Annotated in this window: 21 protein-coding genes; 12 read left to right on the forward strand and 9 right to left on the reverse strand. The window is 51.9% G+C overall.

Annotation, left to right across the window (positions count from 1 at the left end; genetic code table 11):
• Position 1 precedes the first annotated feature (1 nt).
• From purB to roxA, 4 genes are all read left to right on the forward strand, one after another.
• Complete coding sequence (purB, locus tag NA197_RS02685) at positions 2–1,372, forward strand: adenylosuccinate lyase (RefSeq protein WP_058115952.1); 1,371 nt, start codon at positions 2–4, stop codon at positions 1,370–1,372.
• A gap of 126 nt (positions 1,373–1,498) precedes the next feature.
• Positions 1,499–2,170 (forward strand): two-component system response regulator PhoP, encoded by a 672-nt coding sequence (gene phoP / locus NA197_RS02690; RefSeq protein WP_001537766.1) that lies wholly within the window; start codon positions 1,499–1,501, stop codon positions 2,168–2,170.
• The gene (gene phoQ / locus NA197_RS02695) at positions 2,170–3,633 is read left to right on the forward strand and encodes a two-component system sensor histidine kinase PhoQ (RefSeq protein WP_001031687.1); all 1,464 of its coding nucleotides are present in this window, start codon (positions 2,170–2,172) and stop codon (positions 3,631–3,633) included. Before phoP ends, phoQ begins: the two co-directional genes overlap by 1 nt.
• A gap of 80 nt (positions 3,634–3,713) precedes the next feature.
• Positions 3,714–4,835: a [50S ribosomal protein L16]-arginine 3-hydroxylase gene (gene roxA / locus NA197_RS02700; RefSeq protein WP_000456514.1), complete on the forward strand. Its 1,122-nt coding sequence runs from the start codon at positions 3,714–3,716 to the stop codon at positions 4,833–4,835.
• Positions 4,836–4,874: 39 nt separating this feature from the next.
• Here roxA and NA197_RS02705 read toward each other — a convergent pair whose 3' ends face one another.
• Together NA197_RS02705 and pepT are read right to left on the reverse strand one after the other, a co-directional pair.
• Entirely contained in the window at positions 4,875–6,209 is a 1,335-nt protein-coding gene (locus NA197_RS02705) for a hypothetical protein (RefSeq protein WP_064043269.1), read from the reverse strand.
• A gap of 3 nt (positions 6,210–6,212) precedes the next feature.
• Entirely contained in the window at positions 6,213–7,442 is a 1,230-nt protein-coding gene (pepT, locus tag NA197_RS02710) for a peptidase T (protein ID WP_000359412.1), read from the reverse strand.
• A 250-nt stretch (positions 7,443–7,692) separates the two neighbouring features.
• On the opposite strand from pepT, the gene potA reads away from it, so the two are divergent.
• The 5 genes from potA to potD all read left to right on the forward strand — a co-directional run bounded on the left by potA (position 7,693) and on the right by potD (position 13,181).
• Positions 7,693–8,829, forward strand: a complete 1,137-nt coding sequence (gene potA, locus NA197_RS02715; RefSeq protein ID WP_000531607.1) for a spermidine/putrescine ABC transporter ATP-binding protein PotA — start codon at positions 7,693–7,695, stop codon at positions 8,827–8,829.
• The gene (gene potB, locus NA197_RS02720; RefSeq protein ID WP_000799391.1) at positions 8,813–9,676 is read left to right on the forward strand and encodes a spermidine/putrescine ABC transporter permease PotB; all 864 of its coding nucleotides are present in this window, start codon (positions 8,813–8,815) and stop codon (positions 9,674–9,676) included. Before potA ends, potB begins: the two co-directional genes overlap by 17 nt.
• A 328-nt stretch (positions 9,677–10,004) precedes the next feature.
• Positions 10,005–11,015, forward strand: a complete 1,011-nt coding sequence (gene sifA / locus NA197_RS02725; protein ID WP_064043270.1) for an SPI-2 type III secretion system effector SifA — start codon at positions 10,005–10,007, stop codon at positions 11,013–11,015.
• A gap of 315 nt (positions 11,016–11,330) precedes the next feature.
• A complete protein-coding gene (gene potC / locus NA197_RS02730; RefSeq protein WP_000580299.1) occupies positions 11,331–12,110 on the forward strand; it encodes a spermidine/putrescine ABC transporter permease PotC in 780 nt (259 codons plus the stop codon).
• Positions 12,111–12,134: 24 nt separating this feature from the next.
• Positions 12,135–13,181, forward strand: a complete 1,047-nt coding sequence (gene potD, locus NA197_RS02735) for a spermidine/putrescine ABC transporter substrate-binding protein PotD (protein ID WP_000759329.1) — start codon at positions 12,135–12,137, stop codon at positions 13,179–13,181.
• A gap of 81 nt (positions 13,182–13,262) precedes the next feature.
• Here potD and cobB read toward each other — a convergent pair whose 3' ends face one another.
• Genes cobB through lolC form a run of 5 tightly spaced genes read right to left on the reverse strand, consistent with a single transcriptional unit; the run spans position 13,263 to position 18,180 of the window.
• Entirely contained in the window at positions 13,263–14,084 is an 822-nt protein-coding gene (cobB, locus tag NA197_RS02740) for a Sir2 family NAD+-dependent deacetylase (protein ID WP_001191854.1), read from the reverse strand.
• Positions 14,085–14,102: 18 nt separating this feature from the next.
• Positions 14,103–15,014, reverse strand: coding sequence for an N-acetylglucosamine kinase (nagK, locus tag NA197_RS02745; protein WP_000291319.1), 912 nt, complete (start codon positions 15,012–15,014; stop codon positions 14,103–14,105).
• Positions 15,015–15,042: 28 nt separating this feature from the next.
• Complete coding sequence (gene lolE / locus NA197_RS02750; protein WP_023233932.1) at positions 15,043–16,287, reverse strand: lipoprotein-releasing ABC transporter permease subunit LolE; 1,245 nt, start codon at positions 16,285–16,287, stop codon at positions 15,043–15,045.
• Positions 16,287–16,988 carry a lipoprotein-releasing ABC transporter ATP-binding protein LolD gene (lolD, locus tag NA197_RS02755; protein WP_001033714.1) on the reverse strand — a complete coding sequence of 234 codons (702 nt, stop codon included), beginning with the start codon at positions 16,986–16,988 and terminating at the stop codon, positions 16,287–16,289. The genes lolE and lolD overlap by 1 nt, the downstream gene beginning before the upstream one ends.
• A complete protein-coding gene (gene lolC / locus NA197_RS02760) occupies positions 16,981–18,180 on the reverse strand; it encodes a lipoprotein-releasing ABC transporter permease subunit LolC (protein WP_001518787.1) in 1,200 nt (399 codons plus the stop codon). The genes lolD and lolC overlap by 8 nt, the downstream gene beginning before the upstream one ends.
• 337 nt (positions 18,181–18,517) lie before the next feature.
• On the opposite strand from lolC, the gene mfd reads away from it, so the two are divergent.
• Complete coding sequence (gene mfd / locus NA197_RS02765; protein WP_064043271.1) at positions 18,518–21,964, forward strand: transcription-repair coupling factor; 3,447 nt, start codon at positions 18,518–18,520, stop codon at positions 21,962–21,964.
• A 147-nt stretch (positions 21,965–22,111) separates the two neighbouring features.
• Entirely contained in the window at positions 22,112–23,077 is a 966-nt protein-coding gene (ldtC, locus tag NA197_RS02770) for a L,D-transpeptidase LdtC (protein ID WP_023233933.1), read from the forward strand.
• 96 nt (positions 23,078–23,173) lie between these two features.
• Here the strand turns inward: ldtC and bhsA are convergent, their stop codons facing one another.
• Positions 23,174–23,431, reverse strand: a complete 258-nt coding sequence (gene bhsA / locus NA197_RS02775) for a multiple stress resistance protein BhsA (protein ID WP_000800159.1) — start codon at positions 23,429–23,431, stop codon at positions 23,174–23,176.
• Between the two features lie 241 nt (positions 23,432–23,672).
• Between bhsA and comR the strand changes: the two genes are divergently transcribed.
• A complete protein-coding gene (gene comR / locus NA197_RS02780; protein WP_000205986.1) occupies positions 23,673–24,308 on the forward strand; it encodes a TetR family copper-responsive transcriptional repressor ComR in 636 nt (211 codons plus the stop codon).
• Between the two features lie 73 nt (positions 24,309–24,381).
• On the opposite strand, the gene NA197_RS02785 is transcribed toward comR, so the two are convergent.
• Positions 24,382–24,921 carry a glycine zipper 2TM domain-containing protein gene (locus NA197_RS02785; RefSeq protein WP_001043449.1) on the reverse strand — a complete coding sequence of 180 codons (540 nt, stop codon included), beginning with the start codon at positions 24,919–24,921 and terminating at the stop codon, positions 24,382–24,384.
• Positions 24,922–25,047 lie beyond the last annotated feature (126 nt).

A 25,047-nucleotide genomic window follows, 5' to 3' on the forward strand; every position in this document is an offset into this window, starting at 1 on the left:
TATGGAATTATCCTCACTGACCGCCGTTTCCCCTGTCGATGGACGCTACGGCGATAAAGTCAGCGCGCTGCGCGGAATTTTTAGCGAATACGGTTTGCTGAAATTTCGTGTACAAGTCGAAGTACGTTGGCTGCAGAAATTAGCCGCGCACGCAGCGATCAAGGAAGTTCCTGCTTTTGCTGCCGACGCAAACGGTTACCTGGATACGCTTGTTGCAAACTTCAATGAAGAAGATGCCGCGCGCATTAAAACCATTGAGCGCACCACAAATCACGATGTGAAAGCGGTTGAGTATTTTCTGAAAGAAAAAGTCGCCGCGATCCCGGCGCTACATGACGTTTCCGAATTTATCCACTTTGCCTGCACTTCTGAGGACATTAACAACCTGTCGCACGCGTTAATGCTCAAAACCGCGCGCGATGAAGTGATCCTGCCTTACTGGCGTCAGGTGATTAACGCGGTTAAAGATCTCGCCACGCAGTATCGCGATATTCCTCTGCTCTCCCGCACCCACGGCCAGCCGGCAACACCTTCCACTCTGGGTAAAGAGATGGCGAACGTGGCGTATCGGATGGAGCGTCAGTTCCGCCAGCTCAACCAGGTGGAGATCCTCGGTAAAATTAACGGCGCCGTAGGCAACTATAACGCGCATATCGCCGCCTATCCGGAAGTTGACTGGCATCAGTTCAGCGAAGAGTTCGTCACCTCGCTGGGCATCCAGTGGAATCCTTACACCACCCAGATTGAACCGCATGATTATATTGCGGAACTGTTTGACTGTATCGCGCGCTTTAACACTATCCTGATCGATTTCGATCGCGATATCTGGGGCTATATTGCGTTGAACCATTTCAAACAGAAAACCATCGCCGGGGAGATCGGTTCTTCTACCATGCCGCATAAAGTTAACCCCATTGACTTTGAAAACTCAGAAGGCAACCTCGGTCTGTCTAACGCAGTGTTGCACCATCTGGCAAACAAACTGCCGGTTTCCCGCTGGCAGCGCGATCTGACCGACTCAACCGTCCTGCGTAACCTGGGTGTCGGCATCGGCTATGCGCTTATCGCTTATCAGTCCACCCTGAAGGGCGTCAGCAAGCTGGAAGTAAACCGCGATCATCTGCTTGACGAACTGGATCACAACTGGGAAGTATTAGCCGAACCGATCCAGACCGTCATGCGCCGCTATGGTATTGAAAAACCATATGAAAAACTGAAAGAGTTGACCCGTGGCAAGCGTGTCGATGCCGAAGGAATGAAACAGTTTATTGATAGTCTGGCCCTGCCGGAAGCAGAAAAAACGCGCCTTAAAGCCATGACGCCGGCAAATTATATCGGTCGCGCTGTGACTCTGGTCGACGAACTTAAATAATATGTGCCTCACCCTCTTTTCTTCAGAAAGAGGGTGACTATTTGTCTGGTTTATTAACTGTTTATCCCCAAAGCACCATAATCAACGCTAGACTGTTCTTATTGTTAACACAAGGGAGAAGAGATGATGCGCGTACTGGTTGTAGAGGATAATGCATTATTACGCCACCACCTGAAGGTTCAGCTCCAGGATTCAGGTCACCAGGTCGATGCCGCAGAAGATGCCAGGGAAGCTGATTACTACCTTAATGAACACCTTCCGGATATCGCTATTGTCGATTTAGGTTTGCCGGATGAAGACGGCCTTTCCTTAATACGCCGCTGGCGCAGCAGTGATGTTTCACTGCCGGTTCTGGTGTTAACCGCGCGCGAAGGCTGGCAGGATAAAGTCGAGGTTCTCAGCTCCGGGGCCGATGACTACGTGACGAAGCCATTCCACATCGAAGAGGTAATGGCGCGTATGCAGGCGTTAATGCGCCGTAATAGCGGTCTGGCCTCCCAGGTGATTAACATCCCGCCGTTCCAGGTGGATCTCTCACGCCGGGAATTATCCGTCAATGAAGAGGTCATCAAACTCACGGCGTTCGAATACACCATTATGGAAACGCTTATCCGTAACAACGGTAAAGTGGTCAGCAAAGATTCGCTGATGCTTCAGCTGTATCCGGATGCGGAACTGCGGGAAAGTCATACCATTGATGTTCTCATGGGGCGTCTGCGGAAAAAAATACAGGCCCAGTATCCGCACGATGTCATTACCACCGTACGCGGACAAGGATATCTTTTTGAATTGCGCTAATGAATAAATTTGCTCGCCATTTTCTGCCGCTGTCGCTGCGGGTTCGTTTTTTGCTGGCGACAGCCGGCGTCGTGCTGGTGCTTTCTTTGGCATATGGCATAGTGGCGCTGGTCGGCTATAGCGTAAGTTTTGATAAAACCACCTTTCGTTTGCTGCGCGGCGAAAGCAACCTGTTTTATACCCTCGCCAAATGGGAAAATAATAAAATCAGCGTTGAGCTGCCTGAAAATCTGGACATGCAAAGCCCGACCATGACGCTGATTTACGATGAAACGGGCAAATTATTATGGACGCAGCGCAATATCCCCTGGCTGATTAAAAGCATTCAACCGGAATGGTTAAAAACGAACGGCTTCCATGAAATTGAAACCAACGTAGACGCCACCAGCACGCTGTTGAGCGAGGACCATTCCGCGCAGGAAAAACTCAAAGAAGTACGTGAAGATGACGATGATGCGGAGATGACCCACTCGGTAGCGGTAAATATTTATCCTGCCACGGCGCGGATGCCGCAGTTAACCATCGTGGTGGTCGATACCATTCCGATAGAGCTAAAACGCTCCTATATGGTGTGGAGCTGGTTCGTTTACGTACTGGCCGCCAATTTATTGTTAGTCATTCCTTTACTGTGGATCGCCGCCTGGTGGAGCTTACGCCCTATCGAGGCGCTGGCGCGGGAAGTCCGCGAGCTTGAAGATCATCACCGCGAAATGCTCAATCCGGAGACGACGCGTGAGCTGACCAGCCTTGTGCGCAACCTTAATCAACTGCTCAAAAGCGAGCGTGAACGTTATAACAAATACCGCACGACCCTGACCGACCTGACGCACAGTTTAAAAACGCCGCTCGCGGTTTTGCAGAGTACGTTACGCTCTTTACGCAACGAAAAGATGAGCGTCAGCAAAGCTGAACCGGTGATGCTGGAACAGATCAGCCGGATTTCCCAGCAGATTGGCTATTATCTGCATCGCGCCAGTATGCGCGGTAGCGGCGTATTGTTAAGCCGCGAACTGCATCCCGTCGCGCCGTTGTTAGATAACCTGATCTCCGCGCTCAATAAAGTTTATCAGCGTAAAGGGGTGAATATCAGTATGGATATTTCACCAGAGATCAGTTTTGTCGGCGAACAAAACGACTTTGTCGAAGTAATGGGCAACGTACTGGACAACGCTTGTAAATATTGTCTGGAGTTTGTCGAGATTTCGGCTCGCCAGACCGACGATCATTTGCATATTTTCGTCGAAGATGACGGCCCAGGCATTCCCCACAGCAAACGTTCCCTGGTGTTTGATCGCGGTCAGCGCGCCGATACCCTGCGACCAGGACAAGGCGTGGGGCTGGCTGTCGCGCGCGAGATTACGGAACAATACGCCGGGCAGATCATTGCCAGCGACAGTCTGCTCGGCGGCGCCCGTATGGAGGTCGTTTTTGGCCGACAGCATCCCACACAGAAAGAGGAATAAACATTTCTGTGCGTTCTTCCACGCATCTCGTTAAGCATCCGTTATAATCGGTGTCAGATACCAGCCTGCGGATACTTAACATGGAATACCAATTAACTCTTAACTGGCCCGACTTTCTTGAACGCCACTGGCAAAAACGCCCGGTGGTCTTAAAACGTGGGTTTAGCAACTTTATCGATCCGCTCTCGCCGGATGAGCTGGCGGGGCTGGCGATGGAAAGCGAAATCGACAGCCGTCTCGTTAGCCATCAGGATGGCAAATGGCAGGTCAGCCATGGCCCTTTCGAAAGCTACGATCATCTGGGTGAGAGCAACTGGTCGCTGCTGGTACAGGCGGTAAACCACTGGCACGAACCCACCGCCGCCTTGATGCGCCCGTTCCGCGCTCTGCCGGACTGGCGTATCGACGATCTGATGATCTCCTTTTCCGTTCCCGGCGGCGGCGTTGGCCCGCATCTGGATCAGTATGATGTGTTTATTATCCAGGGAACCGGTCGCCGTCGCTGGCGCGTGGGCGAAAAGCTGCAAATGCGTCAGCACTGCCCACATCCCGACCTGTTACAAGTCGATCCGTTCGAGGCCATTATTGATGAAGAGCTGGAGCCGGGCGACATTCTGTATATTCCGCCAGGATTCCCGCATGAAGGCTATGCGCTGGAAAACGCCATGAACTATTCGGTCGGTTTTCGCGCGCCCAATAGCCGTGAGCTGATCAGCGGTTTTGCCGATTACGTCCTGCAACGGGAGTTGGGCAATACATACTACAGCGATCCGGATATGCCGTCCCGCAAGCATCCGGCGGATATCCTGCCGCAGGAGATGGATAAACTGCGTAATATGATGCTCGATTTGATCAATCAACCCGCGCATTTCCAACAGTGGCTTGGCGAGTTTCTCTCTCAGTCACGCCACGAACTGGATATTGCGCCGCCGGAGCCGCCGTATCAGCCTGATGAAATTTACGATGCCTTAAAGCAAGGCGAGGTATTAGTACGTCTCGGCGGGCTTCGCGTATTGCGTATCGGCGATGAGGTCTATGCGAATGGCGAAAAAATAGACTCTCCGCATCGCCCCGCTCTGGAGGCGCTCGCCAGTCATATTGCACTGACCGCTGAAAACTTCGGCGATGCGCTGGAAGACCCGTCCTTCCTCGCGATGCTGGCGGCGCTGGTGAATAGCGGATACTGGTTTTTCGAAGGATAAGAACATCGCAATGCCCGGCGACCGCCGGGCTGACGCAAACTATCCACAACGATCGCCGCCAGGTTTGGCGAAATCGTTATATTGCGGATCGCCCGGATAAATCGAGTGGGCCATTCGATGGCGAAATGACAATTGTCGGTAACGTCGCGCCAGTACGTTATCGCCAAGACCTTCGGCAATATTAGCCAGTCGCTGTAATCGTTCATACTGCATCTTTGCTGGATAAGCTACGGCATCAAGCGTAAAGGCGCGTTCCGCAAAGTCTTTTGCTTGTTCAAGCTGTTGATTATTCTGATAAAGCAGCGAAATACCATACAACACCATGGATACGTCAGACTGCCGACGTTTATATTCTTCCAGCAATGGGAGATAGGGGGAGGTACTGTCCAGGTCGATGTTTTCGGGCAAATAAAAGCGTAATCGTGATATTACCGTCGCCATTGGCGTTAAACGGCTCTGGTAATACGCGATAAGTTTAAGGTAGAGATCTTTCGCTTCCTTATAATGATGGCCCTGTGCATAAAAGCCAGCAAGATTATTGCTGTCAACCGTCATTTCGCCGAATTCGGCGCCATAAAGCGTTTGCTCAATTTTTAGCACCTGACTTAGCGCATTAATCGCCTCGCTAATATGCCCTGCATTATAAGCAATATCCGCTTTCTGCTGCAAAAAAGAGGCGACGCGCTCACGATTATCCCAGGTTTTATCTCGTAAAATAACGCTCAGCCACTGCCGCTCCGTTGCGTCTATCTTCGCCAAATAATAGGCTTTACGCGCACTATCACATTCGACATCCCGCTCTTCCAGCGCATCAGAATAAGCGTCGCGCATCCTGTTTAAGGTATAAACCAATGCCTCCGTCGATGCCTTTTTGTCTTTAAGACGCCACGTTAATGCCTGCTCTTGCCAGGCTATTCGCTGACGGTAATCAACCTTGATCTCGTATCGCCACTGCTCTGTAGATGAATACTCTATATGGCGATCGTCACTGTAAACATTAAAGGCCGCAAGGTGTTCAAACATATCGGCCCGATCGCCCGGATAAGTGCCCGCCGGAAATGTTTTCATGATTGCCCGCGCTCGCAGCAGCATTTGCGGCGTTAATTCAGGTTTACCCAGCCATTGATAAATATCGCTTTGTAATAGCAGGCTACGAACAAGCTGTATTGAGCGTTTGCCATATTGCCGCGAGGCCAGCCTCACCGCATCATCAATAAACGTCATGCAGGTTTCATCGCCGGTCATAAAACATGCTGCAGATTGTTGCTGGCGCTGGGACCAGGAAGGCGGATTTTCGGCGCTCCAGGCAGAAAAATTGATGGCGGAAAATATCCCGCCATAAATAATAAAACGCTTCACCACAATGCGTAACATTCGCTACTGGCCGCGCTTCGCCGTCAGCTCCGCGATACGTACAATCACCTGTACCGCTTTTTCCATCCCCTCCAGCGTCACAAACTCATGTTTACCATGATAGTTATATCCGCCGGTAAAGAGATTAGGACACGGCAGGCCCATAAACGACAGTTGCGCCCCGTCTGTACCGCCGCGAATTGGTTTCATCTCCGGCGTAATATGACAGTCACGCATGGCCTGCTGGGCGATATCGAGAATATGCGGATGCTCAACCACTTTTTCGCGCATATTGTAATAACTGTCTTCAATCACCAGTTCGATATAGCAGTCCGGATGCAGCCCCTTACCGACTTTTTTGGCAATCTCCATCATTTTGCGTTTACGCGCTTCAAACTGCTTACGGTCGAAATCGCGAATGATGTAGTGCATTTCGGCCCGGTCAACGGTGCCTTTCATGCTGGCCAGATGATAAAACCCTTCGTAACCTTCAGTGGTTTCAGGCGCTTCATCCGCCGGCACTTCCGCGTGAATCCTCGCCGCCAACGACAGCGCATTGACCATCACACCTTTCGCCGTACCAGGATGCACGTTATTGCCGACGATTTTGATATTCACCGAGGCGGCATTGAAGTTTTCAAACTCCAGTTCGCCCACGCCGCCGCCGTCGACCGTATAGGCCCACTGCGCGCCAAATTCCTCGACATCGAAGTGCTTCGCGCCTTTCCCTACCTCTTCGTCAGGCGTAAACGCCACTTTAATGTCGCCGTGGGGAATAGGATTACCTTTCAGCACCGCCAGCGCGGTCATGATCTCCGCAACGCCGGCTTTATCGTCCGCGCCCAGCAATGTCTTACCATCGGTAGTAATCAGCGTCTGTCCCAGTAATTGATGCAGTACCGGGAACATCACGGGTGACAACACCTCATCGCCAATCCCTAATGCTATATCGCCGCCGCGATAATTCTCGACAATCTGCGGATTAACGTTTTTACCGCTGAAATCCGGAGAGGTATCCACATGGGAGATAAAACCAATGGCGGGAATATCCCCCTCAACATTGGCCGGGAGCGTCGCCATCAACGTCCCTTTTTCACTTAATGTAATGTTAACCAGCCCCATCTCTTCGAGCTGCTGTTTGAGCAAACGTAGTAACTTCCACTGCCCCTCAGTGCTGGGAACCTGCCGAACACCCGACTTTGATTGGGTATCCAGCGATACGTAGTGTAAAAAACGCTCAAGTAGTTTATCCATGCAGTCACCCTCACTTTTCGTGACAACATTATTAATAAGCAAGAAAAGACAAATATTGCGTCAGGTCACTTTTATCCCTGCAAACAAGAATATTTCACTTTGACACGCTTTCTGACTATAAAGCTAAGTCAGTAATTCGCAACAAGGATTGGCGATCACAGTGGTTTGCCGTAGAATGACCGCCCTCATTAAGAGTGATTAAGGTGGTTAACCACAAACCCCGCAGCGGTCAGCCATCCGTTGCGTTTACATGGGACAGAGTAAGAAATTGAATAATCAACCGCGTTCGCTTTCACCGCTGGTGCTTTTGTCGGGAATTAGCAAAAGTTTCGATGGCAAAGAGGTCATTTCACAGCTGGATTTGACCATTAACAATGGCGAATTCCTCACGCTGCTTGGCCCTTCCGGCTGCGGTAAAACAACCGTTCTTCGCCTGATTGCCGGCCTGGAAACCGTTGATGCCGGGCATATCATGTTGGATAACCAGGATATCACCCACGTTCCCGCCGAAAATCGTTATGTAAATACCGTATTTCAAAGCTACGCTTTATTTCCGCATATGACGGTGTTTGAAAATGTCGCGTTTGGCTTACGAATGCAAAAAACGCCAGCCGCCGAGATAGCGCCTCGCGTGACCGATGCGCTGCGTATGGTGCAGCTTGAAGAGTTTGCACAACGTAAACCGCACCAGCTTTCCGGCGGACAGCAGCAGCGTGTGGCTATCGCTCGCGCGGTGGTGAATAAACCTCGCCTGTTATTACTGGATGAATCGCTTTCCGCGCTGGACTATAAATTGCGCAAACAAATGCAGAACGAGCTGAAAGCATTACAGCGTAAACTCGGTATCACGTTTGTTTTTGTCACTCACGATCAGGAAGAAGCGCTCACCATGTCCGATCGTATCGTGGTAATGCGTAATGGCGTAATTGAGCAAGACGGCACGCCGCGTGAAATCTATGAAGAGCCAAAAAACCTGTTTGTCGCCGGTTTTATCGGCGAAATTAACCGCTTTGACGCAACCGTCATTGAACGGCTTGATGAACAGCGCGTCCGCGCCAGCGTAGAAGGTCGGGAGTGCAATATATACGTCAATTTCGCTGTCGAACCGGGCCAAAAACTGAACGTCCTGCTGCGACCGGAAGATCTACGCGTCGAAGAGATCAACGATGATAACCACATCGAAGGGCTTATCGGCTACGTGCGCGAGCGCAATTATAAAGGTATGACGCTGGAGTCGGTGGTTGAACTGGAAAATGGCAAAATGGTGATGGTCAGCGAATTCTTCAACGAAGACGATCCTGACTTCGACCATTCACTTGACCAAAAAATGGCCATTAGTTGGGTAGAAAGCTGGGAGGTCGTACTGGCTGATGAAGAACACAAGTAAATTCCAGAATGTAGTGATTGTCACTATCGTCGGTTGGCTTGTGTTGTTTGTTTTTCTGCCCAACCTGATGATCATTGGCACCAGCTTTCTGACCCGTGACGACGCCAGTTTCGTCAAGATGGTCTTTACGCTGGATAACTACGCGCGCCTGCTCGATCCGCTCTATTTTGAAGTGCTCCTGCACTCTCTGAATATGGCGCTGATCGCCACCCTCTCCTGCCTGGTGCTGGGCTATCCTTTTGCCTGGTTCCTGGCGAAGTTACCGGAAAAGATACGTCCGTTATTGCTGTTTTTGCTGATCGTTCCTTTCTGGACCAACTCACTGATCCGCATCTATGGGCTAAAAATATTCCTGAGCACTAAAGGTTATCTCAATGAATTCCTGCTGTGGCTGGGCGTGATTGATACGCCGATTCGCATCATGTTCACCCCGAGCGCCGTTATTATCGGCCTGGTTTACATTTTGCTGCCATTTATGGTCATGCCGCTCTACTCCAGCATTGAGAAGCTCGACAAACCACTACTGGAGGCCGCACGCGATCTCGGCGCCAGTAAAATGCAAACGTTCATCCGCATCATTATTCCATTAACCATGCCGGGCATTGTCGCCGGTTGCCTGCTCGTGATGCTACCGGCAATGGGCCTGTTCTACGTCTCCGATTTAATGGGTGGCGCGAAAAACCTGCTGATTGGTAACGTCATTAAGGTACAGTTCCTGAATATTCGCGACTGGCCGTTTGGCGCGGCGACCAGCATTACGCTGACCATTGTGATGGGACTCATGCTGTTGATTTACTGGCGGGCTTCCCGCTTGTTGAATAAGAAGGTGAGTGATATAAGCGATTAATTGCGCAACGCTAACAAATTCACGCGCATTCAGGCATGAAGTTTATTCAAGGGTAAACTTCATGCCTCCGACATAAAAAACGCATGAAAGCAGTTTCCGCCAGCATTTCAAATCTACAGCATTATCTGCGGCAGGCCTTCTATTACTTTTACCTGTAGCGACGCTATCACAGACAGTAATGCATTTATACGTGGAGCTCTCAGGTTTTATACTGATTGCCAGTCTCTTTTAAATATTATATTACATCTGATGCGCCCGCAGTTGAGATAAAAAGGGTCGATTTAATCAATTATGTAGTCATTTTTACTCCAGTTTAAGTGAGATTATTATGCCGATTACTATAGGGAATGGTTTTTTAAAAAGCGAAATACTTATCAATCCCCCAGGGAATACGAAAGAAACATGTTGCAAAGTTTTATGGGAAAAAATTAAAGACCTCTTTTTTTCTACTGGCAAAGCAAAAGCGGACCGTTGTCTACATGAGATGTTGTTTGCCGATTGCACCCCCACACGAGAGCGGCTTACAGAGATTTTTTTTGAGTTGAAGGCATTAGCCTGCGCATCGCAAAGAGATAGATTTCAGGTTCATAATCCTCATGAAAATGATGCCATCATGATTCTTCGTATCATGGATCAAAACGAAGAGAACGAATTGTTACGTATCACTCAAAATACCGATACCTTTAGCTGCGAAGTCATGGGGAAGGTCTATTTTTTAATGAAAGATCGCCCGGATATTTTAAAATCGCATCCACAAATGACGGCCATGATTAATAGAAGATATAGCGACATCGCAGATTACCCCTTCCCTTCGACATTATGTCTCAATCTTGCTGGCGCGCCGACATTATCGGTTCCATTAGACAACATAGAGGGGTATTTATATTCTGAATGGAGAAAAGGACATTTAGATGAGTGGAAAACGCAAGAAAAGGTAACCTACCTGGCAGCGAAAATTCAGTCCGGGATTGAAAAGACAACGCGCATTTTACAGCATGCGAATATATCCGAAAGTACTCAGCAAAACGCATTTTTAGAAACAATGGCGATGTGTGGATTAAAACAGCTTGAAATACCACCACCGCATACCCACATACCTATTGAAAAAATGGTAAAAGAGGTTTTACTGGCGGATAAGACGTTTCAGGCGTTCCTCGTAACAGACCCCAGCACCAGCCAAAGTATGTTAGCTGAGATAGTCGAAGTCATCTCTGATCAGGTTTTTCACGCCATTTTTAGAATAGACCCCCAGGCTATACAAAAAATGGCGGAAGAACAGTTAACCACGCTACACGTTCGCTCAGAACAACAAAGCGGCTGTTTATGTTGTTTTTTGTAAAATCAGACGACGCTTTCTCAGACGTCACGTTCAGGGTTTACTCACGTACTTCCTGTTTGCCTACAGAGTAACCTCTTGCCAGGCGCAATAATGCCGCATATGACCGGATCGGATGAGAATAGTCATTTAAATGGCCTTTTTTTCCCGCTCGTCTGGCAATTTGTTGTAAAATTCGCGGCTTCAAGCGGCAGCTTGCTTCTTCCTGGCTGCTGATAACCGCGAGACGTTTTGGAGAGATTTTGGAGAAGAGAAAAAATTGATCATTTTCAATACTCTAAAAGCACCCCATCCTCTGAATAAGAAGGTGGAACTTGAATGATCGGTCGGCTGCTCCGTGGCGGTTTCATGACTGCCATCTATGCGTATCTGTATATTCCCATCATTATTCTGATCGTGAACTCCTTCAACAGTTCGCGGTTCGGCATTAACTGGCAGGGCTTTACCACTAAATGGTACGAACTCCTGGTCAATAACGACAGTCTGTTGCAGGCCGCTCAACATTCACTGACGATGGCGATTTTCTCAGCGACCTTCGCCACGTTGATTGGCTCGTTAACCGCGGTGGCGCTTTATCGCTACCGCTTTCGCGGGAAGCCATTCGTCAGCGGGATGCTGTTTGTAGTAATGATGTCGCCGGATATCGTGATGGCGATCTCCCTGCTGGTGCTATTTATGTTACTCGGCATTCAACTGGGCTTTTGGTCGTTGCTGTTCTCGCACATCACCTTTAGCCTGCCGTTTGTGGTCGTCACGGTCTATTCGCGCCTGAAAGGCTTTGATGTCAGAATGCTGGAAGCCGCAAAAGACCTGGGGGCCAGTGAGGTAACGATTTTACGCAAAATCATTCTGCCGCTGGCGATGCCGGCGGTGGCGGCGGGCTGGTTGCTGAGCTTTACGTTGTCGATGGACGATGTAGTGGTCTCGTCGTTTGTCACCGGGCCGGGCTATGAAATTTTACCCTTAAAGATTTATTCCATGGTAAAAGTCGGCGTTTCACCAGAAGTGAACGCGCTGGCGACCGTTTTATTGGTGCTGTCTCTGGTAATGGTCATTGCCAGCCAGCTTATTGCTCGTGATAAAACCAAGGGCCGATAAGGCCCGTAATTCAGGGGACGTTAAATGAAAAAATGGTCACGCCACCTGCTCGCGGCGGGCGCCCTGGCGCTGGGTATGAGTGCCGCTCATGCCTCCGACAACGACACGCTCTATTTCTATAACTGGACTGAGTATGTACCGCCGGGCCTGCTGGAACAGTTCACTAAAGAGACAGGCATTAAGGTGATTTATTCGACCTACGAGTCGAACGAAACCATGTATGCCAAACTCAAAACCTATAAAGATGGCGCGTATGACCTGGTTGTTCCTTCTACATACTATGTCGACAAAATGCGCAAAGAAGGCATGATCCAGAAGATCGATAAGTCGAAATTAACCAATTTCCACAACCTCGATCCGGAAATGCTCAACAAACCGTTTGACCCCAACAACGATTATTCTGTCCCGTATATCTGGGGCGCAACGGCGATTGGCGTGAACAGCGATGCTATCGATCCAAAAACCATTACCAGCTGGGCTGACTTGTGGAAACCGGAATATAAAAACAGCCTGCTTTTAACCGACGATGCGCGAGAAGTCTTCCAGATGGCGCTGCGCAAGCTAGGTTATTCCGGTAACACTACCGATCCGAAAGAGATCGAAGCGGCATATGAAGAGTTGAAAAAACTGATGCCGAACGTAGCGGCCTTCAACTCCGATAATCCGGCGAATCCGTATATGGAAGGGGAAGTCAATCTGGGGATGGTGTGGAACGGTTCGGCCTTCGTTGCTCGTCAGGCTGGCACGCCGCTGGAGGTCGTCTGGCCGAAAGAAGGCGGTATTTTCTGGATGGACAGCCTGGCTATTCCGGCAAACGCGAAAAATAAAGAGGGCGCGCTGAAGCTAATCAACTTCCTGCTGCGTCCTGACGTCGCGAAAGAGGTGGCAGAAACCATCGGCTACCCTACCCCCAACCTGGCGGCGCGTAAGCTGTTAAGCCCGGAGGTCGCCAATGATAAGTCGCTCTATCCGGATGCGCAAACCATCAGCAAAGGCGAGTGGCAAAACGATGTCGGCGACGCCAGCGCCATTTATGAAGAGTATTATCAGAAGCTAAAAGCAGGACGCTAATTCAGCCAAAGCGCCTGTCGGGCCTACAGATGAACGTAACGTGAAATGTAGGCCGGATAAGGCGTTACCGGGCAAACAGCACTACAGCCCTTTCAGGAATTTATCAACAAATTCCGGCACAACCTGGCTTGCCGGGCCGTAGTGCTTCTCTTCAAACTCGCTGCCGACCTGGCTTGGCTCAAGATTCAGTTCCACCGTATGTGCGCCGTGCAGTTTTGCTTCATGCACAAAACCCGCAGCCGGATAGACATGACCGGATGTGCCAATGGCGATAAAAATATCCGCCATCGACAGCGCCATATAAATTTCATCCATGCCAAGCGGCATCTCGCCAAACCACACCACGTGCGGACGTAGCGGCGCCGGGAACTGGCAGCAGTGACATTTATCTTCCGGCATCACATCGCCGTTCCATTCCAGAATCTGGCCGCTTTGCGAACAGCGCACCTTCAACAGCTCGCCATGCATATGAATGATGTTGCGATTGCCCGCGCGTTCATGCAAATTGTCGATGTTTTGCGTCACTAGCAAAAAGCGATCGCCAAGCGCTTCTTCAAGCTTCGCTAACGCCAGATGCGCCGCATTGGGTTGTATTTCCGGCTGTTGAAGCTGCTGACGGCGGGCATTATAAAATGCCTGCACCAGCCCCGGATTACGGGCGAATCCTTCCGGCGTTGCCACGTCTTCAACCCGATGCTCTTCCCAAAGTCCATCCGCCGCGCGAAACGTACGAATACCAGACTCTGCAGAAATTCCTGCACCTGTAAGGACTAATACTCTTGGGTTTTCCATCATTTCCGGCACCACTCTGTCTCTGAAAAAGATCCGCTGGCGCAGACGTTCACGCAACAGACGTTTATTTTTACGAAAGCGGCTTAATCGATGAAACCGACGCGACTGCATAACAACCTCTTTTTTTAATTAGTCGGTAAGATGTAAAAAAGCAGCACCGCGCATCCCACCTGCATCCCCATGCCGCGCACGCTCAATGCGCGGCGCGCGGGCAACAGGGAGGAGATGGCGCGGTAGTCTTTCCGCCAGTTGCGTTGTTATTGCCGTAAAGTTCGATAGTCCGCCGCCGATCACCAATAAATCGGGATCGACAATCGTCAGTATATTCCCCAGACAAACCGCCAGTAAATCCAGATAGCGCTCAACATGCGCGTGCGCCTGCTCATCGCCCTGCTCCCACAACGCGATAATCTCCGGCGCCTGCAGCGATTGATGATAATAATGCTGATATAGCCACGCAAACCCGCGCCCGGACAGATAATTCTCAATGCAGCCCATCTGACCGCATCCACAACGGCGGAGAGGAAAATCAAACCCCATCAACGTTAGCGCGTCAACCGGCAAACGCATATGGCCAAACTCGCCGGTGATATAGCTCTGACCGGTAATCGGCTTCCCGTTTAGCACCAGGCCACCGCCGACGCCGGTGCCGAGGATAAGCCCCATAACCAAAGGATATTGCGTGAATTCATCATCCCAGGCTTCGGACAAGGCAAAACAGTTAGCGTCATTGTCCAGACGCACATCGCGATCCAGTCGGGCGCTGAGATCGGCGCGCAACGGCTTACCGCTGGCTGCCGGGACATTCGCGGCGTACAGCGTGCCGTCTTCGGTTTCCGGCATACCGGGTATGCCAATCCCTACCGACCCTTTTACGCCAAATCGCTGGTCGGCTTCCGCGACCAGTTCGCACACAGCGTCTAAAAAGGCACCATAGCTGGCATGAGGCGTGGGAACCCGTTTTTCCCACTGTAGCCGCCGCGTTGAGTCAAATACGCCTAACGCAATCTTTGTTCCGCCAATGTCAAACCCGTAATACATCACCGCTCCTTGTTTTTATATTCCGCGATTACTGGCCGCTCAATACTCGCGCAGGGTCAATGTTGCTCGCCCGCCGCGCCGGATACCAGCTCGCCAGTAAGCTTAACAACAACGCCGTGACCAGTACGTAAACAACGTCCAGCCAATGTAATTCGGATGGCAGGAAGTCGATAAAATAGATATCGCCGGACAAAAACTGATGCCCGATCGCCTTTTCAATCCCATTAATAATGGCGGTAAGCTGAAGCGAAACGACAACGCCGATCGCCACGCCAATCAAGCTGCCCAGCAAGCCCGCCAGTAGTCCGTACCAGACGAAAATGGCACGAATCAAACCATCTTTCGCCCCCAGCGTTCTTAATACCGCAATGTCGCCGCTTTTGTCTTTTACCGCCATCACTAAGGTGGAAACGATATTAAAACAGGCCACGCCGATCACCAGAATCATCGCCAGATACATAATGGCGCGAATCATCTGGATATCGCGATACATATAGCCGTAGGTGCCGATCCAGCTCTTAATGTAGACATAGCTGTTAGTCACCTCACCCGCATCACGCACCAGTTTGTTCGCATTAAACACGTCGTGGACTTTAAGCGCGATACCGGAAACGCTGGACCCCATATCCAGATACTGCTGCGCATCCTCAAGCGGGATCATGGCGAAGCTGTGATCGAGCTGGCCGCTCAGTTGCAGAATCCCGATGACATGCAAACGCACGCGTTTGGGCTGGAGCAGCTTATGGTCGGCATTCGCATTGGGGATCATGATGGACACCCAGTCGCCCTGTTTCACGTTCAGCGCATCGGCGACGCCTTTGCCGATAATGATCTGCTGCTCGCCCGCTTTGAAATGATCCCAGCCGTGATTTTGCACAAATGACGGTAACGCGCTAAGCTGCTGCTCTTGCTTAGGGTCGACGCCTTTAACCTGAATGGCGCGCAAATTGGCCCCGCTCTCTACCAGGCCGGTAAAGTTGATATACGGCGCGGCGGCGGCAATGCCCGGTACCTTCTGCACTTTTGCCAGCGCTTCACGCCAGTTGGTCCACGGCTGATTGACCGCTTCAATCTCTCCGTGTGGAACCACCGCCAGAATACGGTTATTCAACTCGCGTTCGAAACCGTTCATCGCGCTTAAACCGACAATCAATACCGCCACGCCCAGCGCGATACCGATGGTAGAAATGACGGAAATGAGCGAAACCATACCGCCGCGCCGCCGCCCACGGCTGAAGCGCAAGCCAATTAACAATGATAAAGGCGACGCCATTACTCAGCCCCCATCAGGCTCAGTTCCGCCGTCAGGCGGCCATCGCGCATCTCAAGCTGGCGGCTCATACGTTTCGCCAGTTGCAAATCGTGAGTCACCACCAGAAACGCGGTTCCCTGCAGACGATTTAACTCGCCCAGAAGCTCAAAAATACTGTCGGCATTACGCGCATCCAGATTACCGGTCGGCTCATCCGCCAGTACCAGACGCGGGTTATTCACCAACGCGCGCGCTATCGCGACACGCTGGCGCTCACCGCCGGAAAGTTCCGAAGGTCGATGGGTTGCGCGATGCTCCAGCCCTACAGCGTGCAGCATTTCTCGCGCCCGAGCGTCAATCTCCGCCGGTTTCTTTTTGCCAATCAATAATGGCATCGCCACGTTTTCCAGCGCCGTAAAATCCGGCAGGAGATGATGAAACTGATAGATAAACCCCAGTTTCTGGTTACGTAATTCCGCTTTTGCCGCAGAAGAGAGTTTGCTCATCGGCTGGCCGCTAAAAATCACATCGCCGGAGGTAGGCGTATCCAGCCCGCCTAACAGATGCAGCAACGTACTTTTACCCGAACCGGAACTGCCGACGATCGCCATCATTTCGCCTTCGCCGATACTGAAGCTGACATCGTGCAACACGTCGGTTTGTACGGTGCCTTCCTGATAGCGTTTGCACAGGTTGTCGCATTGCAACAGGATCTTATTCATAACGTAAAGCCTCAGCGGGTTGAGTGGCGGCAGCGCGCCAGGAAGGATAAAGCGTAGAAAGCAGCGCGATGGCCATTGCCACCAGAGCGATAACGATCACCTGTAACGGCTCTATCGCCACGGGCAACGCAGCGCCATCCAGAAACGCGCCGATGATCGGCATCAGGTTATTCAGTTGGCTGGCAAGCAATGCGCCCAGCGCGGCGCCCAACAGCGCGCCGATAATCCCGGCGCTGGCGCCCTGCACCATAAAGACCATCATAATTTGTCGCGGCGTCAGCCCTTGAGTTTGTAAAATCGCCACTTCGCCCTGCTTCTCCATGACCATCAGACCCAACGAAGTAATAATGTTAAAAGCCGCGACCGCCACGATGAGGCTCAGCAACAATCCCATCATGTTCTTTTCCATGCGCACAGCCTGGAACAACTCGCCTTTACGTTCGCGCCAGTCCTGCCACTTCGTGCCTTGCGGCAGCGTCTGTTGGCTGAGGGTATCGACTTGCAGCGGTTCATCCAGCCACAGACGCCAGCCGGTAATATTGCCTGCCGGATAGCGCATTAAACGCGACGCGTCCTGAATATTGACCAGCATTTCATAGCCATCGACCTCGCTATTGGCGGCAAATGTGCCAATCACCGTAAACAGACGCTGGCTGGGCAGACGTCCCATTGGCGTAAACTGGCTGGCAGATGGCACCATTAGCCGAATCTGATCGCCGCGGTTGACCCCTAACTGTCCGGCGAGCTGCTCGCCGAGGATGACATTATACTTACCCGGCTGTAATTCGCTTTGCTTCACATTGACCAGATACGGCGTTAACGGATCTTTTTGCGCCGGATCGATACCCAACATCACGCCAACCGCAACGCTACGCGCGCTTTGCAGTACGACATCGCCCGTCGTCAGCGGCGCAATACGGTTAACGCCTTGCAGATTCACCGCTTTTTCCGGCATCTGATTCGGGTTAAGAGAGCCATGTTCAGCAGAGAGGATGGCCTGAGGCATCAAACCAAGAATGTTATTTTGCAGTTCGCGCTCAAAACCGTTCATCACCGACAATACCGTGACCAGCGCCATCACCCCCAGGGTAATGCCGATAGTGGAAAGCCAGGAAACGAAGCGACCGAAGCGATCTGCTGCACGCCCGCGCATGTAACGCAGGCCGATGAATAGAGCGACAGGTTGATACATGTAATCCGTCTGGTTGCTGTTAGCAAAGTCCCGAGTATATAAGCGAAAGCGGAATGCGTAAATGTCTGAACCGTAAGAGTTCGTCAGCGTTATTCTGAAAAAGGCCGACAAATCAAGTCACTTACATGTTCATACTTTACCTGTTCGGCGCGTTATCCGGCGGATTCAATTTGCTAATAAACAACGATCGCGGATAATAAAGAACATTGCTTATCAGTCATATGCCCCTGAATACCTGAGTCCTTCATGCTGTCCCGGCGCGCAGCCAACCATGAAGCAGCCTGAAGGGTGACGCGTAGAGTGCGGCGTAAAACAAAAAGAGATACTGACAACCGTTATGCCTGAAAAACAACGTTACACGCTGCCGACAAAAGCGGGCGATCTGCGCCAGTTGGGCGAACTTACCGGTGCCGCCTGCGCTACGCTGGTGGCGGAGATAGCCGAACGCCATGCCGGTCCGGTGGTACTCATAGCGCCTGACATGCAAAATGCTCTGCGATTGCATGATGAAATCCGCCAGTTTACCGATCAGATGGTCATGAACCTGGCGGACTGGGAAACGCTACCGTATGACAGCTTCTCCCCGCATCAGGAAATTATCTCTTCGCGTCTGTCCACGCTCTACCAGTTGCCGTCGATGCAGCGCGGCGTCTTGATTGTACCGGTAAACACCCTGATGCAGCGCGTTTGTCCGCATAGCTATCTGCATGGTCATGCGCTGGTGATGAAAAAAGGCCAGCGGCTGTCCCGCGACGCTCTGCGCGCGCAGCTTGACAGCGCCGGTTATCGGCATGTCGATCAGGTGATGGAGCATGGCGAATACGCGACGCGCGGCGCGCTGTTGGATCTCTTTCCGATGGGCAGCGAACAGCCTTATCGCCTCGACTTTTTTGATGATGAAATCGACAGCCTGCGTCTGTTTGACGCGGATACCCAGCGTACGCTGGAGGAGGTCGAGGCCATCAATTTGTTGCCCGCGCACGAATTTCCTACCGACAAAGCCGCTATTGAGCTTTTCCGTAGCCAATGGCGCGATACCTTTGAGGTAAAACGCGACGCCGAGCACATCTATCAGCAGGTCAGCAAAGGCACCCTGCCCGCCGGGATCGAATACTGGCAGCCGCTCTTTTTCAGCGAACCGTTACCGCCATTATTTAGCTACTTCCCCGCCAATACTCTGGTGGTGAATACCGGCTCGCTGGAAACCAGCGCCGAACGTTTTCAGGCCGACACGCTGGCGCGTTTTGAAAATCGCGGCGTCGATCCTATGCGTCCGCTTTTGCCGCCGGAAGCCCTCTGGCTACGGGTAGATGAGCTCTTTTCCGAGCTTAAACGCTGGCCGCGCCTCCAGCTTAAAACCGACCATCTGCCGGAAAAAGCCGCCAATACCAATCTCGGTTTCCAGAAATTACCGGATTTGGCTATCCAGGCACAGCAGAAAGCGCCGCTGGACGCGCTACGTAAGTTCCTCGAATCTTTCAGCGGCCCGGTGATTTTTTCTGTGGAAAGCGAAGGACGCCGCGAAGCGCTGGGAGAGCTCCTGGCTCGCATAAAAATCGCGCCGAAGCGGATATTACGCCTGGACGAGGCGCAGGATGCGGGACGCTATCTGATGATTGGCGCCGCAGAACATGGCTTTATCGACACCCAACGCAATCTGGCGCTGATTTGTGAAAGCGATCTCCTGGGTGAACGGGTCGCGCGTCGCCGCCTGGATTCCCGCCGCACGATCAACCCGGATACGTTGATTCGTAACCTGGCGGAGCTCCACGTCGGTCAGCCGGTAGTGCATCTGGAGCACGGCGTCGGACGCTATGCCGGCATGACCACTCTGGAAGCTGGCGGCATCAAGGGTGAGTATCTGATGCTCACCTACGCCAATGACGCCAAACTGTATGTGCCGGTCTCCTCATTGCATCTGATTAGCCGCTATGCTGGCGGCGCGGAAGAAAGTGCGCCGCTGCATAAACTGGGCGGCGACGCCTGGTCGCGCGCCCGGCAGAAAGCGGCGGAAAAAGTGCGCGATGTCGCAGCGGAACTGTTGGATATTTATGCGCAACGGGCGGCAAAAGAGGGTTTTGCCTTTAAGCATGATCGTGAGCAGTATCAGTTATTCTGCGACAGCTTCCCGTTTGAAACGACGCCCGATCAGGCACAGGCGATTAACGCCGTATTGAGCGATATGTGCCAACCGCTGGCGATGGACAGGCTGGTGTGCGGCGACGTCGGCTTCGGCAAAACCGAAGTGGCGATGCGCGCCGCGTTCCTGGCAGTGGAAAACCATAAACAAGTAGCGGTACTGGTGCCGACTACGCTGCTGGCGCAGCAACACTATGACAACTTCCGCGACCGTTTCGCCAACTGGCCGGTACGCATTGAGATGCTGTCCCGCTTTCGCAGCGCCAAAGAGCAGACGCAAATCCTGGCGGAAGCCGCCGAGGGTAAGATCGATATTCTGATCGGTACGCATAAACTGCTACAAAGCGATGTGAAGCTGCGCGACCTCGGCCTGCTGATTGTCGATGAAGAGCACCGTTTCGGCGTGCGCCACAAAGAGCGAATTAAGGCGATGCGCGCCGATGTCGATATTCTGACGCTCACGGCGACGCCGATCCCGCGGACGCTGAATATGGCGATGAGCGGTATGCGCGATCTCTCCATTATCGCCACCCCCCCTGCCCGTCGTCTGGCGGTAAAAACCTTTGTCCGCGAGTATGATAGCCTGGTAGTAAGGGAAGCGATTCTGCGTGAAATCCTGCGCGGCGGTCAGGTTTACTATTTGTACAATGACGTCGAAAATATTCAGAAAGCCGCAGAGCGGCTGGCGGAACTGGTGCCGGAAGCGCGAATCGCTATAGGCCACGGGCAGATGCGCGAACGTGAGCTGGAACGAGTCATGAACGATTTCCACCATCAACGTTTTAACGTGCTGGTGTGTACTACCATTATCGAAACGGGGATTGATATCCCCACCGCAAACACGATCATCATTGAACGCGCGGATCATTTCGGCCTCGCGCAGTTGCACCAGTTGCGTGGCCGCGTTGGGCGCTCTCACCACCAGGCCTATGCCTGGCTGTTGACGCCACATCCTAAGGCCATGACCACCGATGCGCAAAAACGGCTGGAGGCGATTGCGTCGCTGGAGGATTTAGGCGCCGGGTTTGCGCTGGCGACCCACGATCTGGAGATCCGCGGCGCGGGCGAGCTGCTTGGCGAAGAGCAAAGCGGCTCAATGGAAACCATTGGCTTCTCACTCTACATGGAACTGTTGGAAAACGCCGTTGATGCGCTGAAAGCAGGCCGCGAACCCTCGCTGGAAGATCTCACCAGTCAGCAAACGGAAGTCGAGCTGCGAATGCCGTCGTTACTGCCGGATGATTTTATTCCGGATGTTAATACCCGGCTGTCATTCTATAAACGCATTGCCAGCGCGAAGAACGAAAACGAGCTGGAAGAGATCAAAGTGGAATTGATCGATCGCTTCGGCCTGCTGCCCGATCCGGCGCGTAATCTGCTGGATATCGCCCGCCTGCGCCAACAGGCGCAAAAGCTCGGCATCCGAAAACTGGAGGGTAACGAGAAAGGCGGAACGATTGAGTTCGCCGAGAAAAACCACGTTGACCCCGCCTGGCTTATCGGGTTGCTGCAAAAACAGCCGCAGCATTTCCGTCTGGATGGCCCGACGCGCCTCAAGTTTATTCAGGATTTAAGCGAACGTAAAACGCGTATAGACTGGGTACGCCAGTTCATGCAGCAACTGGAAGAAAACGCTATTGCATAAGCGTCAGGTCGGGCGTCATTACTCTGCGTCCGGCCTAATCTTTACAAATTCTTTGCACTTCCCTGCAGTTCCAGACACAGCCAGCCGCCATAATTCTTATTTCCTCTTTTATAAAAATAACCACATAATAATCATGGGTTTATTATAATGTTCAACAATACGCGACTCTCTCGCTGGTGGGCGTTGTTTGCGCTTACCGCGACCATCATGCTTGCCCTTCCCGCGCAGGCGAATACGTGGCCTCTTCCCCCCCCCGGCAGTCGACTGGTGGGAGAAAATAAATTCCATGTCGTTGAAGACGACGGCGGCTCGCTGGAGGCGATCGCCAAAAAATATAATGTGGGCTTTTTAGCCCTGTTACAGGCCAACCCTGGCATTGATCCTTACGTGCCACGCGCAGGCAGCGTGCTGACGATTCCTCTGCAAACGCTGCTACCGGACGCGCCACGTGAAGGTATCGTCATTAACCTCGCGGAATTACGGCTTTACTATTATCAACCGGGGAAAAATACGGTCACGGTCTACCCTATCGGGATTGGCCAACTAGGCGGCGATACCCTGACGCCAACGATGGTGACGACCATTTCGGATAAACGCGCCAATCCAACCTGGACGCCGACCGCCAATATTCGCGCCCGTTATAAAGCGCAAGGCATCGATCTCCCCGCCGTGGTGCCTGCCGGTCCCGATAACCCAATGGGGCATCACGCGATTCGTTTAGCGGCCTACGGCGGCGTCTATCTGTTACATGGCACGAATGCCGATTTTGGCATTGGTATGCGCGTCAGTTCCGGCTGTATCCGTCTGCGCGACGGTGATATAGAGACATTGTTCCGTCAGGTCACGCCGGGAACCAAAGTGAATATAATCAATACGCCGATTAAAGCCTCGGTGGAGCCAGGCGGCGTGCGACTGGTGGAAGTTCATCAGCCGCTGTCTAAAAATATAGGCGACGATCCACAGGTGCTGCCGATTGTGCTGAATGGCCCGATGCAGGCCTTTAAGGACGCGCCGCAGACCGATGCTGCGGTGATGGAACATGTTATGGAAGTGCGTTCCGGAATGCCGGTGGATGTAACCCGTCAATCAGAGGCGAAACCGCAGTCGCTGTAAGCGTGAATAGCTGACCGACAAAAAAGCCTCGCGATGCATCGCGAGGCTTTCTTTTTTTATTGTGGCAATCGCAGCGGCATTAATGAGGGTTAATGCTTACTTATAGATTACCGCCGTACCGTGAAGGGTATTCGGGCCGGTAACAGAGGTAATACGGAAAGACTTCGCCCCCATCTCCTGCGCTTTTTGCGCCAGCTGATCTTCCAGCGAGCCCAGATTCGTGCCGCCATTCGCGGAAATGGTGCCGAACTTCTGTTGACCTTCTGGCGTTGCCTGAACTTCAACGGCGGCGAAGCTGGCGAATGAGAGCGAACTCAGTACCGCAGCAGCGATGAGGGTTTTTACGTTTTTCATAGTGATGACCTTTAGCAGATTAATGGGTGTCGTAAGCATTAACTTAACGATCGATAAATTAATCATAGATGTGATCTACATCACACGTCAACCTCTTTTTATAATGATCGTTATATAATTTATAAAGATGTTATTTTTCATGTGAATAGAATTGATTTATTTTTCTAATGAATAATCTGGAGCCAGAAGTGGTTTGTTTTTATAATAGAGAGACCGCTCTTTAAACAGGTACAACGGCATCATGACAACGGATACCACGAGTTGCGCGAAGAAAAGCCGTGGCCGACCAAAAGTGTTCGACAGGGAAGCCGCGCTTGATAAGGCCATGACTCTCTTCTGGCAGCACGGCTATGAAGCAACTTCGCTTGCCGATCTCGTAGAGGCTACCGGGGCGAAAGCGCCTACTCTCTATGCGGAATTCACTAATAAAGAAGGATTATTTCGCGCTGTACTGGATCGCTACATCACTCGCTTTGCCTCAAAGCACGAAGCCCAGCTGTTTTGTGAAGAGAAAAGCGTGGAATCGGCGCTGGAAGATTACTTCACAGAAATTGCCGCCTGCTTTACCAGTACAGACACGCCGGCTGGCTGCTTTATGATTAATACGTCCGCCACCCTCGCCGCCTCCTCGCGCGATATCGCCCGCACGGTAAAATCACGCCACGCCATGCAGGAACAGACGCTCATCCAGTTTCTGCGCCAACGTCAGGAGCGCGGTGAAATTCCGGCGCACTGTAACCCGCAGGCGCTCGCGGAATATATAAACTGTATTTTACAGGGAATGTCGATCAGCGCCCGTGAAGGAGCCACCTTCGAACAACTGATGCAAATTACGCGTACGACTCTGCGCATCTGGCCTGAACTACTCAAGTCCTGAACGACGCGGCTTCGGATAAAAAAAGCCCCTCAGCCTGAGCGAATGAGGGGCTAACTTGCAGAGTACAGCTTTTTTATGCTTTGTTATTCAGAACCAGTTGGCCATTGCCGTCGAGGGGAATTTGCGTTCCGGGGTCTTTATCCATGCGGATTTTGCCCTGCTGATCGCCAATTTTGTAGGTCACGTCGTAGCCAAGCATCTTTTCAGATTTGTCATACACCGTCTTACAGCGTTGCTGCGTGGTAGTGTAGGTATCACTTTCTTGCATTGATCCCTGGATTTGATTGCCAGCATAACCGCCGCCCAGCGCCCCGACGACCGTCGCCACATCTTTACCACGACCGCCGCCAAATTGATGTCCAATCACGCCGCCTGCTACTGCGCCAAGCACCGAGCCGGCAATACGGTTTTCGTCCTGAACCGGTCTGCGATGCGTGACCGTGACATTACGGCACTCCTGACGCGGCGTTTTTACCGTCTCTTTAATCGGTTTAGCCGATATCACCTGCGCATATTGCGGACCACGATCAAATACGTTGAGACTGGCCACTGCCGCCACACCCAGCGCAGCCGCTACGCCAATCCCTATACCCGCCAACATTGATTTATTCACGGGAGTTCCTCCTTCGTTGCTATTGGTAACAATTTTGCAACCAGTATGCGAACAAAGCCAATCGGAATGAGGATGAAAAATGCGGGATGAGGCGGTAAAGCTGAAGGATTCGGACAACTCCGAAGC

The organism is Salmonella sp. NW884, assembly GCF_051700745.1.
Taxonomy (GTDB): domain Bacteria; phylum Pseudomonadota; class Gammaproteobacteria; order Enterobacterales; family Enterobacteriaceae; genus Salmonella; species Salmonella enterica.

Bases quoted from the DNA above. Each gene is read 5' to 3' on its own strand.
- purB (WP_058115952.1), top strand. From the start codon at position 2: ATGGAATTATCCTCACTGACCGCCGTTTCCCCTGTCGATGGACGCTAC.
- phoP (WP_001537766.1), top strand. From the start codon at position 1,499: ATGCGCGTACTGGTTGTAGAGGATAATGCATTATTACGCCACCACCTG.
- phoQ (WP_001031687.1), top strand. From the start codon at position 2,170: ATGAATAAATTTGCTCGCCATTTTCTGCCGCTGTCGCTGCGGGTTCGT.
- roxA (WP_000456514.1), top strand. From the start codon at position 3,714: ATGGAATACCAATTAACTCTTAACTGGCCCGACTTTCTTGAACGCCAC.
- NA197_RS02705 (WP_064043269.1), bottom strand. From the start codon at position 6,209: ATGTTACGCATTGTGGTGAAGCGTTTTATTATTTATGGCGGGATATTT.
- pepT (WP_000359412.1), bottom strand. From the start codon at position 7,442: ATGGATAAACTACTTGAGCGTTTTTTACACTACGTATCGCTGGATACC.
- potA (WP_000531607.1), top strand. From the start codon at position 7,693: ATGGGACAGAGTAAGAAATTGAATAATCAACCGCGTTCGCTTTCACCG.
- potB (WP_000799391.1), top strand. From the start codon at position 8,813: ATGAAGAACACAAGTAAATTCCAGAATGTAGTGATTGTCACTATCGTC.
- sifA (WP_064043270.1), top strand. From the start codon at position 10,005: ATGCCGATTACTATAGGGAATGGTTTTTTAAAAAGCGAAATACTTATC.
- potC (WP_000580299.1), top strand. From the start codon at position 11,331: ATGATCGGTCGGCTGCTCCGTGGCGGTTTCATGACTGCCATCTATGCG.
- potD (WP_000759329.1), top strand. From the start codon at position 12,135: ATGAAAAAATGGTCACGCCACCTGCTCGCGGCGGGCGCCCTGGCGCTG.
- cobB (WP_001191854.1), bottom strand. From the start codon at position 14,084: ATGCAGTCGCGTCGGTTTCATCGATTAAGCCGCTTTCGTAAAAATAAA.
- nagK (WP_000291319.1), bottom strand. From the start codon at position 15,014: ATGTATTACGGGTTTGACATTGGCGGAACAAAGATTGCGTTAGGCGTA.
- lolE (WP_023233932.1), bottom strand. From the start codon at position 16,287: ATGGCGTCGCCTTTATCATTGTTAATTGGCTTGCGCTTCAGCCGTGGG.
- lolD (WP_001033714.1), bottom strand. From the start codon at position 16,988: ATGAATAAGATCCTGTTGCAATGCGACAACCTGTGCAAACGCTATCAG.
- lolC (WP_001518787.1), bottom strand. From the start codon at position 18,180: ATGTATCAACCTGTCGCTCTATTCATCGGCCTGCGTTACATGCGCGGG.
- mfd (WP_064043271.1), top strand. From the start codon at position 18,518: ATGCCTGAAAAACAACGTTACACGCTGCCGACAAAAGCGGGCGATCTG.
- ldtC (WP_023233933.1), top strand. From the start codon at position 22,112: ATGTTCAACAATACGCGACTCTCTCGCTGGTGGGCGTTGTTTGCGCTT.
- bhsA (WP_000800159.1), bottom strand. From the start codon at position 23,431: ATGAAAAACGTAAAAACCCTCATCGCTGCTGCGGTACTGAGTTCGCTC.
- comR (WP_000205986.1), top strand. From the start codon at position 23,673: ATGACAACGGATACCACGAGTTGCGCGAAGAAAAGCCGTGGCCGACCA.